Origin of the sequence: Allobranchiibius huperziae, assembly GCF_013410455.1 — a bacterium.
Taxonomy (GTDB): Bacteria; Actinomycetota; Actinomycetes; order Actinomycetales; family Dermatophilaceae; genus Allobranchiibius; species Allobranchiibius huperziae.
In genome coordinates, this window is sequence record NZ_JACCFW010000001.1 from 2054597 (window position 1) to 2067447 (window position 12851).

Below are 12851 nucleotides of genomic sequence, written 5' to 3' on the forward strand. Positions count from 1 at the left end.
GCAGCGCGTCCGCGGCTGCCAGTGAGGATCAGTACACGTCGACGGCGTCGAGCTCCGCGTAGAACGTCGACTTCGTGAACGTGATGGTGTTACTGCCGCGGTGCAGTCGCACCGGGTAGTAGACGGTCGACCAGTTGTCCCACGTGGTGTTGGGGAAGATCACGTCCGGCGCTCGGCGCCCGTCGACGGTGATCAGGTCACTGGAGGACACCGGGTATCCGCTGCGGTCCAGCGACCCGTTGCCGAACCGGATGCCCAGGATGGCGCGGCCCGCACGGGCTCGCTGGACGGTGAGGGTCACCGAGCTGTCGGCGTTGTCCAGGCCGCCGACCTTCTCCCCGCCGGATGCACTGGGATCAGCGATGACTCGTGCATCGACGATCACCCCGCCCTCGGCCTCGTACCGCGTCGGCGTGCGACCCCGCGGCGGTGCGGTGGGCGTACGGTCCGGCGCGACAGGGCTGCGGTAGAGGTCGATCGCGTCGAGCTCGGCGTAGTACGTCGCCTTGGTCAGGGTCACGGTGTTCCAACCCCGGTGCAGGCGCACGTCGTACGCGGTCGTCGACCAGTTGCCCCACGCCGTGTTGCGCAGTGTGACCGTGCCGGCCGCGCGCCCGTTGACCGCGACCTTGTCCGTGGCTGCGACACCGTTGCCCGACGCATCACGCGAGCCGTTGTCGTAGCGGATGCCGAGCGTCGCCGGACCGCTGTGGTCCGCGGCGATCCGCACGGTGACAGAGCTGTCCGGGTTGTCCAGGTAGCCCACCTTGGCCTCTCCGGAGGCGGTCACGTCCTGCACGACGCGGGCGTCCGTGACGACCCCGTCCTCCGCCTGGTACCGGACGTCGGCGCTGTCGACGCTCGGCACCCCGCTGCGCGACCAGCTGAGCCCGCTGACGTACATCGCGCGGTAGCTGTACGTCGGGTCCCATCCGTGGAAGACGATCTTCGTGCTGCCGTCGGCCGCGGTGATCACGTCCTGTCCACCCGGCCCGATCACGGTGCCGTGGAAGAGGTCGGTGGTCATCAACTCGGTGTGCGACTGCGTGAACGGTCCGGTGAGCGATGTCGCGGTCGCGTACCCGGTGCGGTAGTTGCCGCCGCCGAAGTCGTTGGCGGAGAAGAAGAGGTAGTAGGTGCCGGCGTGCTTGACCAGGGTCGGCGCCTCTACGACGTGCCCCTCGAACGGCAGGTCGTTCGAGATGAGTTTCGTCGGCGGCCCGGTGAGGGTGCGGCCGTCCGCGGACAACGGCTGCAGATAGATGGTCGCCGGCAGCGCGCAGCAGTTGCCGTCCGCCTTCCAGAGCAGGTAGCGGTGGCCGTTCTCCACGTACGTCGACGGGTCGATGGCGCCGCCGAGATCGGTGGTGCCGCGCTGTCCGTCGGGACAGACCAGTGGCTCGGTGCCGACAGGGGTGAACGGGCCGTCCGGCGAGGTGGAGAACGCCATACCGATGCACTGACGGGGCGCCAGTGCGTCACGGGCCGTGTAGTACATCGCGTAACCGCCGGGCACGGCCGATACGTCGGGCGCCCAGACGCAGTGGTCGGTGGCGCCGCCAGGGGTGAAGCTGCACGGTCCGGTCCAGGCGCCCAGGGTCGGGAGCGCATCCGGGCGAGCGGTCCAGTGGACGAGATCGGTCGAGGTCTCGTGCTGGATGTTCTTGCCACCGGAATTGGTCGCGTAGGCGTGGTAGACGCGCCCGACCCGCAGGATGTCCGGGTCGGCGAAGTTGGCGTCGATCACCGGCCTGGGTGCGGACCGCGCATGACCGGAGCCGGACGGACCGTGCTGCGGACTCGGCGGCGACGCGGTCGCCGGGCTCGCCGCGACCACGGGCGTCCCGAGGGCCAGGGCGACCACGGCCATGATCGCGGCCGGGATCCATCCGAGGTGATGACGCTGACTCGATGACCTCATGCTGTGCCTCTTCACGGTGACGACGCTGTCCCGTGGATCGCCGACGTGGGCGATCCAGCTGGTGTTGCCGAGCTGCACCCAAGCTACTCACGGTGTCGGGCCGATGCGCGGATCAGCGCGACCTTCCTCCTCCGCGTGACCCCGCGTCCTCCTGGGCGATCTGCTCCCACGACCGCACCAGCGCCGGGACGGCCGCGCGTGCGGCGTCCGCGAGCGCGAACGGCGTACGCACGTAATGCTCCAGCCCGCTTCCCTGCACCGCCTGCGTCGATCCCGGATCGAGGAGTACGCCGTGCTGCCGTGCGATCGCCGCCAGACGGGTCGCTCGCGGCTTCGGCATCCGCCACCACAAGGACAAGCCGCCGGACGGCACACGTACCTCCCACTGCGGCAACGCATTTCGCAGTTGGAGCAGTGCGGCTCGGCTCTCGATGAGCCCGGCTCGAGCGTCCGGGTGCAACGTCGCACTCGTGCGCATCAATTCGGCGGTGATGAGCTGCTCGAGCACCGGCGCCCCCAGGTCGAGGGTCGCGCGTGCGGCGGCGATCGCGCCCACGAGCTCGCGAGGCGCGCGGATCCAGCCGATCCGCAGACCGCCCCAGAACGTCTTGCTCGCGCTCCCGACACTCACGCAGCCGCGACTGTGCGCCGCCATCGGCAGGACGTCGGGCGCCTCGTCGAGCCACACCTCGGTCAGCGTCTCGTCGACGATCCCCACCACGCCGTGGCGCTGCCACACGCACGCCAGCCGGGCGCGGTCGTCGTCGTCCAGCGACAGCCCGGTCGGGTTGTGGAAGTCCGGGAGGGCGAGCATGGCGCCGGCTCCTGCGGCGAGGGCCTGGTCGCGCGCCTCGCGATCGATCTCCACGGGACCGATCGGCACCGGCACCAGACGCGCGCCCGTATGGCGCAGGGCGCCGACGGAGTGCGCGTAGGTCGGCGACTCGATGACCACCCGGTCGCCACGACCGATCACCGCACGGAACACCGTCACCAGCGCGGACAGGGCCCCCGAGGTCACGAAGATCTGCGAGGCATCGGTGGGCACGCCCCGTTCGGCGTACCGGGCGGCGATCGACTCACGCAGCTCCGGCACCCCGAGCGGGAAGTAGCCGGCACCACCGACGTACGCCGGCAACCGCGCCGTCGCGGCCTCCAGCGCCTCCCGCAGTCCCGGGGGCGCCGCCTGCGCGGCGCGCCGCAGATCGATCACGTCGCCCCCGCCCTCGTCCTGCTCCCACCCGGGCAAGGGTTCGCCGCCGCCGGCGACCGGCCCGCCCGGCAACTGCACGACGGTGCCGGACCCGCGCCGCGCGACCGCGTACCCCCGCTCCCCCAGCACGGCGTACGCGCGGGTCACCGTCGTGCGGCTGGCGCCGACCGCGTCGACCAGTTCACGCTCACTCGGCAGCCTGGTGCCGTGCAGCAGACGACCGTCGGCCACCAGCCCGTGGATCCCGTCCGCCAGCCAGAGGTAGGCCGGCCGGCCCGGATCGGGCGCGCCCAGCAGCGTCGTGAGCCGTCGGCCGGTGATGTGCTGCATAGGGATCCACCTCGTGCAGATTGGCCCTTCTTCCTAAGGCCACTTGCTGCGAAACTAGCACCATGACCGCACCACCACGATCCCCACGAGCAGCCCTCGCCGCCCTGACCCCAATGGGCCAGCTGCGCGCCGGACGACTGCCGCGCCGCGTGGTGCAGCTCTTCGTCGGCCTCACGATGTACGGCGTCGCGATGGCGATGTTCGTGCGCGCCGGCCTCGGCCTGGACCCGTGGGACGTCTTCCACTACGGCGTCGCGCGGCTGACCGGGATGGACCTCGGCACCGCGGTCATCGCGGTCAGCATCCCGGTGCTGCTGCTGTGGATCCCGCTGCGTCAGTGGCCCGGTCTCGGCACCATCGCGAACGCGATCTGGATCGGCGTCGCCACCAACATCGCGCTCGCGGTGATCCCCACGATGCACGGACTGCCCACTCAGATCGCAGTCTTCGCGCTCGGCCTCGTGATCAACGGCGCAGGCGGCGCGCTCTACATCGGCGCCCAACTCGGGCCGGGTCCGCGCGACGGACTCATGACGGGGCTGCACCGGCGTACCGGCCTCAGCCTGCGGCTGGTGCGCACCGCGCTCGAGCTGACCGTCCTCGGCACCGGGTGGCTGATGGGCGGCGTGGTCGGTTTCGGGACGTTGGCCTACGCCGTCGCGATCGGTCCTCTGGTGCAGGCGTTCCTGCCGTGGTGCATCGTGCGGCTGGACGTCCCGCTCAACGCGCCGAGCGAGAGTGCACCCGCTGCACAACCCGTGTGATCACGTCAGGGTCGGTGTCGGGGAGCACACCGTGCCCCAGGTTGAAGATGTGCCCGGGCGCGGCCCGGCCGGCGTCAAGGATCGCGTCGATGGACCGTTCGAGCGGCTCCCACGGAGCGAAGAGCAGCGCCGGATCGAGATTGCCCTGTAGCGGATAGCGGCCACTCAGGCGGGCGTTCGCCTCGTCCAACGGGACCCGGAAGTCCACGCCGACCACGTCGGCCCCCGCCTCCCCCATCACCGTCAGCAGCTCCCCCGTGCCGACGCCGAAGTGGATGCGGGGCACGCCGAGGTCCGCGACTCCGGCGAGCACGGCCGCGGAGTGCGGCTGCACGTAGCGCACGTAGTCCTCGCGCGACAGTGCGCCGACCCAGGAGTCGAAGAGCTGCACAGCACGTGCGCCCGCCTCGATCTGCACCCGCAGGTAGGTCGTGGCGATGGCGGCGAGCTTGCTGCACAACAGATCCCACGTCTGCGGGTCGCCGTGCATCAGCGCCTTGGTGTGCTCGTGGTTGCGCGACGGGCCGCCCTCGACCAGGTAGCTGGCCAGCGTGAACGGCGCTCCGGCGAAACCGATCAGCGGCACACCGTCCAGCTCCGCGACCGTCTGCCGCACCGCCTGCGCGATGTCGGGCACCTGGTCGGCGGTCAGTGACGGCAGCGCTTCGACGGCCGCGCGGTCGCGGATCGGCGACGCGACGACCGGCCCGACGCCGGGCACGATGTCGAGGTCGACCCCGGCCGCGGCGAGCGGCACCACGATGTCGCTGAAAAAGATCGCTGCGTCCACACCGTGGCGGCGTACCGGCTGCACGGTGATCTCGGTGACCAGGTCAGGGGTGCGGCAGGCCTGCAACATCGGGATGCCCTCGCGCAGCGCGCGGTACTCCGGCAGGGACCTCCCGGCCTGGCGCATGAACCAGACGGGGGTGCGCTCGACCTCCAGCCCGCGCGCGGCGCGAATGAGGAGTGGCAGCTCGGTGTCGGGGCCCTGGGAGGTCACGACGCGATCCTTCCACGCGCGGCGACCTGCCCAGAACCACCGGTCCGCGTCCGCCATCCGCGGGTCGCGTGGGTTGTCGGCGCGGCGGTCTCTTTCCTACCCACGCACCGCTCGACACCGACCGCGCCGCGGTCGCTTCCTGTGTCGGCTGCCGGTCTTCAGGCGGCCTGGATCAGGAACGCTGCCGTCGCCTTGCGCTGCCCCGTGGCTTGTCAGCGCTGACACGTCGTTTCAGCCCGCTCGGTCCCGAACGCACGCGCGCCGCCCGTCCGCGTCCTCGTCTCGGCCCGCTCGGCCCCAAACGCACGCGCGCCGCCCGTCCGTGCCGTCGTCTGGGCCCGCTCGGCTCGCAACGTGCGCCGCGTCGTTCAGGACACGGTGAGTGCCACCCCGACGACGGCGCACATCACGCCTACAAGCTGCACCCGGCGCAGCCGTTCATGCAGGAACCCCCGCGCGAGCAGCAAGGTCATCACCGGATAAAGCGACCCCAACACGCTCACCACGCCGACCGCTCCACTGGTCGAGGCGATCCCGAAGAGCGCGTTGGCGCTCAGATCGGCGCTACCGGCGAGCATCGCCAAGGGGATCAGGCGTCTGCTCAGGTGCGGGCCGGGGATGCCGCTCGGCCGGGTGCGCCACACCGTGAGCAGCAGCCCGAGCGCCACGATGCTCGTCACCCGCATCGCCCACAGACCACCGAGCACGCTGGTGGCGCTCGCCTGGTGCAGCAGGTAGAGCGCCAGTCCGAACCCCACGGCCGCGACCACGGCGAGCCCCAGCGGTCGACGGGAGACCTCGCCCGACAGCTCGGGCCCCGAGGCCAGGGCCGCGCCGGCGAGCGCCAGCGCCATCCCGGCACCGGTCAGCAGACCGATGTGCTCGCCGCCGAGCACCCCCAGGACCACCGGCACGATCGCGCCGAGCGCCGCGATCGGCGAGACGACTCCCATCGTCCCGGAGGACAGCGCGGCGTAGAACGCGCACAGGCCGACGCAGCCGCACAGCCCGGCGAAGGCGCCGTACACCGGCCAGAGACCGCTCTGCGGAGCGTGGCCCGAGCTCACCGCGACCGCCATCGCGACGCACGTGATGATCAGCCCGCCCACCTGCGACGCGAAGACCACCTGCACCGCGTGCGCACGGCGGGTGAACAGACCGCCGGCGAAGTCGGAGCTGCCCCACACCAGGCTGGACAGCAGAGCCAGCAGGTAGGTCACCGGCGACCGAACGCGTCCCGGTGTTCGCGCGAGACGGCGCGGTCGGCGTACGACATCGTCCCCTGCTCTGCGAATTCTCCTGCGGCCCGGACCATCTCGCCGTACGCCGCCCACGCGAGGGCGCCGCCCAGCGACACCCGGCGCACGCCCCACTCCCGCAACGACGACACGTGCGGTCCACCAGGCAGCTGCAGGACGTTGACCGGTGCCCCGATGCCGACCACGGCGCGCACCTGCTCCTCCGAGGTGATCCCGGGCGCATAGAGGACGTCGCCACCGGCATCCCGGTACGCCGTCAGCCGGGTGACGGTGTCGTGCACATCGCCCGCGTCGTAGAGGAAGTTCTCGCACCTGACCGTCAGCAGCATCCCGTGCTCGTGCGCGACGGCCGCCGCAGCGCGCACCCTGGTCGTCGCGTCGTCCAAGGGCAGCACGCGGCCGGCGGACTGGTCGTAGTCCTCCAGGGACACACCGGCGGCACCCGCCTGCGCGAGCAGCTCGACGCTGCGCTCCACTCCGCCCGGATCCCGGGGGAAGAGATCCTCGGCATCGACCTGCACCGGCACGTCGACGGCAGCACAGACCGCGGCGACGTGCTCGACGAGCACCTCACGCGTCACCTGCTGGTCGTCCAGACCGAGGGTTGCCGCGAGCCCCGAGCTGGTCGTCGCCAGCGCCGGGAAGCCGAGCGGGCCGGCGAGCAGCACGGCCGACCCGACGTCGTACGGATTGGGGATGAGGAACGTCCCGCTCCGGTGCAGATCGGCGTAGCGACGGCGCAGGTCCTCGGTGATGACGGTGCTCATCGCAGCATCGTGCCAGCCCAGAGCCGCGCGGTGCCTGCAGGTTTGCGTCGGCGCTGACGGTTTGCGTTGGCGGCCAGCGCTGCGGTCCTGGCCGCGGACGCAAACCGTGCACATCCCCGATGCCGACCCACGCACACGTGGCCGACTGCCACTGGGCGGCATGACGCGGCGGAACGGCGCGTCGCACGGGATTCGAGCGAATGTACGACCTACGCTGCACGAGTGGGTACCCGAAACCTTGGCGGTGACGCCGCGGCGGATTTCCAGCGCGCGACACGCGAGGTGGAGGCCGTCGGCCTGCGCCCCGAGGTGCGTCTGACCGAGGTCCCCGCGCCGACCCGCATCGCGCCGTACGCCGTGGCGCTGACGGCAGAGGTCGTGTCCAGCACGGAGGACGACGACGAACTGGCCAGTGGCCGGTTCGTGCTGCTGCACGACCCGTCCGAACCCGAGGCGTGGGGCGGCGCGTGGCGCGTGGTGAGCTTCGCGCGCGCCGAGCTGGAACCGGAGATGGCGACCGACCCAATGCTGGGTGACGTGGGATGGAGCTGGCTGACCGACAGCCTGCAGTCCTGCGACGCGCACGCCGTGGCGGAGGCCGGGACGGTCACCCGCGTTGTGTCGCAGGGCTACGGCGGGCTGGTCGACAACGGCACGAGCGTGGAGATGGAGGTCCGCGCATCGTGGACCCCGGTCGCGCCCGGCGGTGTCGGCCTGGGCGCGCACTTCGAGGCCTGGGGCACGCTGCTGTGCACGATCGCCGGCCTGCCGCCGCTGCCGGAGGGCGTGGTCGCGCTGCCGGGCCAGCGTCGATGACCCCCACCGGAGACGAGGCGCCCGTCGAAACCGAGAGCGCAGCGGAGCAGGACGCTCCGTCGTACCCGATGCTGGACAGTCCTGCCGACGGCGTTCCCGACGTCATCGTCGACGAGCGGACCCTGACCGCCGCGGCGGACGCCATCGCCGCAGGTCACGGACCCGTCGCCCTGGACGCCGAACGCGCCTCGGGATTCCGCTACGGCAACCGTGCCTACCTGGTGCAGTTGCGCCGGGAGGGCGCCGGGCTCTTCCTCATCGACCCGATCGCGTGCCCCGACCTGTCGCCCATCAACGACGCCATCGGGGACGCCGAGTGGGTGCTGCACGCGGCCACCCAGGACCTGGCCTGCCTGGCCGAGGTCGGCCTGCGCCCCCAGGCCCTCTTCGACACCGAGCTGGGCGGTCGCATCGCCGGCCTCAAACGCGTCGGGCTCGCAGCCGTCATCGAGCACTACCTGGGAGTGACTCTCGCCAAGGAGCATTCGGCAGCCGACTGGTCCACCCGCCCGCTGCCCGAGCCCTGGCTGCGCTACGCCGCGCTCGACGTCGAGGTGCTGACCCAGGTGCGTGACCTGATGTACGCCGACCTCGAAGCCAGCGGCAAGCTCGACTGGGCTCTGCAGGACTTCCAGGCGCTGCTGTCCTTCACCGGGCCGCCGGTGCGCACCGACCCGTGGCGCCGCACCTCCGGCATGCACAAGATCCGCGAACGCCGCGCCCTCGCTCGCGTGCGCGAGTTGTGGCAGACGCGCGATGCCCTCGCTCGCGACAAGGACATCGCACCGGGCCGGCTGCTGCCGGACGCCCTCATCGTCGCGATGGCCACCACCCCGCCGACCTCGGCCGAGGATCTGAGCGCCCTGGGCGCCGCGCCGCCCGCCCCCGGCGCTCCTCCACGCAGGTCCCGCAAGCCGCATCACGGATTGCTGCGCTACCAGCGCGAGTGGCTGGCGGCGCTGGAGCGCGTGCGCGTCATGCCCGAGCGCGCGCTGCCTCCCGCCTCGGTGCGCGGCGACGGTCCGCCGCCCGTGCGGGCGTGGGCCGACCGCAACCCCGTGGCCGCCGCCCGCCTGTCCCAGGTGCGCGACCGGCTCGGCACCTTCGGCGAGGAACACAGCGTCCCTCTGGAGAACCTCGTCACACCCGAGAGCCTGCGCCGCCTGATCTGGAACGCCCCGAAAGTGTGGGACGAGAGCATGATTCGCGAGCAGCTCGCGTCGTACGGCGCCCGCCCCTGGCAGGTCGACGCCGTGACGCCGCTGGTCGTGCAGGCCGTCGAGGATCACCCGGCTACTGACGAGTAACAATCCGGTCTAGAGTGGCGGAGTTCGACCAACCCACCACTGCAATCCTCTGGAGGCGCCGTGCCCCGCACGCTGTCAGAGGTCGTTTTCGTCGACGGCGTGCGTACGCCGTTCGGCAAGGCCGGCGAGAAGGGCATCTACGCCCAGACCCGCGCCGACGACCTGGTCATCAAATGCATCCGTGAGCTGCTGCGCCGTCAGCCGCAGCTGCCGCCGGAGAAGGTCGAGGAGGTCGCCATCGCGGCGACCACCCAGATCGGCGACCAGGGTCTGACCCTGGGCCGCATCGCCTCGCTGCTCGCCGGTCTGCCGAAGACCACGCCCGGCTACTCCGTGGACCGGATGTGCGCCGGCGCGATGACCGCCGTCACCAACGTCGCCTCGAGCATCGCGTTCGGCGCGTACGACATCGCCGTCGCCGGTGGCGTGGAGCACATGGGACGCCACCCGATGGGTGAGGGCGTCGACCCCAACCCTCGCATCGTCGCCGAGAAGCTCGTCGACCCCAGCGCGCTGGTGATGGGCTCGACCGCGGAGAACCTGCACGACCGCTACCCCGAGGTCACCAAGGAGCGCTGCGACGCGTTCGCCGTCGGAAGCCAGACCAAGCTCGCCGCGGCGTACGACGACGGCAAGATCCAGCCCGACCTGGTCGACGTCGCCACCCGGCACGCAGAGCTGGGCTGGGGTCTCGCGACCGCCGACGAGCCGCCGCGCCCCGGCACCACGTTGGAGAGCCTCGCGAGCCTGAAGACGCCGTTCCGCCCGCACGGTCACGTCACCGCCGGCAACGCTGCGGGCCTGAACGACGGCGCCACCGCGTGTCTGCTCGCCTCCGAGCAGGCGGCCGCGGACCTCGGTCTGCCGGCTGCGATGCGGATGGTCAACTACTCCTTCGTCGGCGTGGAGCCGGAGGTGATGGGCATCGGTCCCGTCCCGGCTACCGAGAAGGCCCTGAAGAACGCCGGTCTCTCCATCGAGGACATCGGCCTCTTCGAGCTGAACGAGGCCTTCGCCGTGCAGGTGCTGACCTTCCTGGACCACTTCGGCATCGCGGACGACGACCCGCGGGTCAACCCGTGGGGCGGCGCCATCGCCGTCGGCCACCCGCTGGCCTCCTCCGGCGTGCGCCTGATGACCCAGCTCGCGCGTCAGTTCGCCGAGCACCCCGAGGTGCGCTACGGCCTCACCGCCATGTGCATCGGCATCGGCATGGGTGGCGCGGTGATCTGGGAGAACCCGCACCACGCCGACTACGTCCCGAGCATCCAGACCACCACGGACGGAGCCGCCTGATGACGACGACCACTCAGGACCAGACGCAGCAGCAGCTCATCCAGCCCGACGAGGTCGTCACCCACGCGCACGTGCGGGACCTCCAACTGCCGGGCGGTGCAGGCACGTTCGCGCTGATCACCCTCGACAACGGCTTCGATCACACCAAGCCCAGCAGCTTCGGCACGCAGGGCCTGCGCGAGCTGAGCGAGGCCCTCGACACGCTGCACGCGCGCGCCGAGGCCGGCGAGATCGTCGGCGCCGGCGTCACCGGCAAGCCGTTCATCTTCGCCGTCGGCGCCGACCTGACCGCGGTCCCGTCGATCACCACCCGGGAGCAGGCGTACGAGATCGCCCGCCTCGGGCATGCAACGTTCCAGAAGCTGTCGGACCTGCCCGTGCCGACCTTCGGCTTCATCAACGGCGCCTCGATGGGTGGCGGTGTCGAGTTGCCGCTCTACGCCGACTACCGCACGATCTCCGCGGACGTTCCGGCGTACGCCACGCCGGAGTGCTTCCTCGGGCTCGTGCCCGGTTGGGGCGGCACGTACCTGCTGCCGCGGCTCATCGGGGTCCAGGACGCGCTCACGCTGATCGTGGCCAACCCCCTGGCCAACAACAAGATGATCGGCGGCAAGCAGGCGTTCAAGCTCGGTGTGGCCGACAGGCTGCTCGAGTCGGTGACCTTCCTGGAGGACTCGCTGGCCTTCGCCGCCGGTGTCATCGCCGGCACAGAACAGGTCGATCGCCGCGAGGTCGACCTGGACGAGACCGCATGGGACGCCGCGATCGAGGCCGCCCGCGGCCAGGTCGAGGGTCGCACCGGCGGGGCCGCCCCGGCCCCGCTGCGGGCGCTGGAACTGATCAAGGCCGCGCGTACGGCGGATCGGGCCACGGCGTTCGAGGCCGAGAACGACGCCCTCGCCGACCTGATCATGAGCGACGAACTGCGCGCCGGGCTCTACGCGTTCGACCTGGTGCAGAAGCGGGCCAAGCGGCCGGCCGGCGCCCCGGACAAGTCGCTGGCCCGCAAGATCACCAAGGTCGGCGTCGTCGGCGCCGGTCTGATGGCCAGCCAGATGGCGCTGCTCTTCGCCCGTCGCCTGCAGGTGCCGGTCGTGCTGACCGACCTGGACCAGGCGCGCGTGGACAAGGGCGTCGCCTACTGCACCGATGAGATCGACAAGCTGCTCGCCAAGAGCCGGGTCTCCTCCGACAAGGCCAACCACCTGAAGTCGCTGATCTCCGGGTCGGTCACCAAGGAGGCCTTCGCCGACGCCGACTTCGTCATCGAAGCCGTCTTCGAGGAGATGTCGGTCAAGAAGCAGGTGTTCGCCGAGGTCGAGGCCGTGGTCGGCGAGGAGTGCGTGCTCGCCACGAACACCTCGTCGCTGTCGATCACCGAGATGGCCGCGGAACTGAAGCACCCCGAGCGCGTCGTGGGCTTCCACTTCTTCAACCCCGTCGCGATCATGCCGCTGCTGGAGATCATCCGCGGCGACGCGACCGACGACGCTACTCTCGCAACGGCGTTCGCCACGAGCAAGGGTCTGAAGAAGACCTCGATCCTGGTCAAGAACTCACCGTCGTTCGTGGTCAACCGGCTGCTCGGCCGCTTCATGGGCGAGTCGGGCGCGATCGTCGACGAGGGCACCCCGATCGAGGTGGTCGAGCGCGCGTTCGGCGGCCTCACGCCGATGCCGCCGTTCATGCTCATCAGCCTGGTCGGACCGGCCATCGCCCTGCACAACAGCGAGACCCTGGCCGGTGCGTTCCCCGACCGGTTCAAGGCATCGCCCAACCTGGCCAAGGTCGTCGAGGCGAAGATCGCCAGCTTCTACGGCGCGGACGGCACGATCGACCCGGCGGTGCTCGACCTGTTCGAGGCCCCCGCCGATCCGACCGTTCTGACCGAGCAGGAGGTCCGCGACCGTGCGCTGTCAGCGCTGGGCGACGAGGTGCGCCGGATGCTCGACGAGGGCGTCGTCGCAGCCGCGCAGGACATCGACCTCGCGATGATCACCGGCGCCGGCTTCCCGTTCTGGAACGGCGGGGTCACGCCCCTGCTCGACCGGACCGGGATCTCGCAGGAGGTCACCGGCGAGCGGTTCCTCGCCCCCGGCGTGGCCAGCGTCCCGGCGTAGCCCGCTGCCGTTACCGTCGGGAGTACGGGTGTGCGCTTCACGTGGCGCACCC

10 protein-coding genes are annotated in these 12851 nt (G+C 71.2%); 5 read left to right on the forward strand and 5 right to left on the reverse strand.

The features are described from left to right. Positions 1–28: 28 nt before the first annotated feature. Both HNR15_RS09710 and yczR read right to left on the reverse strand, forming a co-directional pair. Positions 29–1921, reverse strand: coding sequence for a family 43 glycosylhydrolase (locus tag HNR15_RS09710; RefSeq protein ID WP_218883646.1), 1893 nt, complete (start codon positions 1919–1921; stop codon positions 29–31). 112 nt (positions 1922–2033) lie between these two features. Beyond that, the gene (gene yczR / locus HNR15_RS09715) at positions 2034–3464 is read right to left on the reverse strand and encodes a MocR-like transcription factor YczR (RefSeq protein ID WP_179481260.1); all 1431 of its coding nucleotides are present in this window, start codon (positions 3462–3464) and stop codon (positions 2034–2036) included. 62 nt (positions 3465–3526) lie between these two features. Between yczR and yczE the strand changes: the two genes are divergently transcribed. Beyond that, positions 3527–4228, forward strand: a complete 702-nt coding sequence (yczE, locus tag HNR15_RS09720; RefSeq protein WP_179481263.1) for a membrane protein YczE — start codon at positions 3527–3529, stop codon at positions 4226–4228. Here the strand turns inward: yczE and hemE are convergent. The 3 genes from hemE to HNR15_RS09735 form a co-directional block, all read right to left on the reverse strand. Continuing rightward, complete coding sequence (hemE, locus tag HNR15_RS09725) at positions 4185–5231, reverse strand: uroporphyrinogen decarboxylase (protein ID WP_343048488.1); 1047 nt, start codon at positions 5229–5231, stop codon at positions 4185–4187. The two genes, yczE and hemE, sit on opposite strands and share 44 nt — an antisense overlap. Before the next feature lie 368 nt (positions 5232–5599). Continuing rightward, positions 5600–6451, reverse strand: coding sequence for an EamA family transporter (locus HNR15_RS09730; RefSeq protein WP_179481267.1), 852 nt, complete (start codon positions 6449–6451; stop codon positions 5600–5602). Continuing rightward, entirely contained in the window at positions 6448–7257 is an 810-nt protein-coding gene (locus HNR15_RS09735) for an isocitrate lyase/PEP mutase family protein (protein ID WP_179481269.1), read from the reverse strand. The genes HNR15_RS09730 and HNR15_RS09735 overlap by 4 nt, the downstream gene beginning before the upstream one ends. 222 nt (positions 7258–7479) lie before the next feature. On the opposite strand from HNR15_RS09735, the gene HNR15_RS09740 reads away from it, so the two are divergent. The 4 genes from HNR15_RS09740 to HNR15_RS09755 are packed head-to-tail and all read left to right on the forward strand — an operon-like array spanning position 7480 to position 12799. Beyond that, positions 7480–8073: a DUF3000 domain-containing protein gene (locus tag HNR15_RS09740; protein ID WP_179481271.1), complete on the forward strand. Its 594-nt coding sequence runs from the start codon at positions 7480–7482 to the stop codon at positions 8071–8073. Continuing rightward, a complete protein-coding gene (locus HNR15_RS09745) occupies positions 8070–9380 on the forward strand; it encodes an HRDC domain-containing protein (RefSeq protein WP_179481274.1) in 1311 nt (436 codons plus the stop codon). The genes HNR15_RS09740 and HNR15_RS09745 overlap by 4 nt, the downstream gene beginning before the upstream one ends. Positions 9381–9440: 60 nt before the next feature. Next, positions 9441–10676 (forward strand): thiolase family protein, encoded by a 1236-nt coding sequence (locus tag HNR15_RS09750; RefSeq protein ID WP_179481276.1) that lies wholly within the window; start codon positions 9441–9443, stop codon positions 10674–10676. Beyond that, positions 10676–12799, forward strand: coding sequence for a 3-hydroxyacyl-CoA dehydrogenase NAD-binding domain-containing protein (locus tag HNR15_RS09755; protein ID WP_179481279.1), 2124 nt, complete (start codon positions 10676–10678; stop codon positions 12797–12799). Before HNR15_RS09750 ends, HNR15_RS09755 begins: the two co-directional genes overlap by 1 nt. The last annotated feature ends 52 nt before the right edge of the window (positions 12800–12851 follow it).

Coding starts and splice junctions, on each gene's coding strand:
- yczE (WP_179481263.1), top strand. CDS start 3,527: ATGACCGCACCACCACGATCCCCACGAGCAGCCCTCGCCGCCCTGACC.
- HNR15_RS09745 (WP_179481274.1), top strand. CDS start 8,070: ATGACCCCCACCGGAGACGAGGCGCCCGTCGAAACCGAGAGCGCAGCG.
- HNR15_RS09755 (WP_179481279.1), top strand. CDS start 10,676: ATGACGACGACCACTCAGGACCAGACGCAGCAGCAGCTCATCCAGCCC.
- HNR15_RS09735 (WP_179481269.1), bottom strand. CDS start 7,257: ATGAGCACCGTCATCACCGAGGACCTGCGCCGTCGCTACGCCGATCTG.
- HNR15_RS09710 (WP_218883646.1), bottom strand. CDS start 1,921: ATGAGGTCATCGAGTCAGCGTCATCACCTCGGATGGATCCCGGCCGCG.
- yczR (WP_179481260.1), bottom strand. CDS start 3,464: ATGCAGCACATCACCGGCCGACGGCTCACGACGCTGCTGGGCGCGCCC.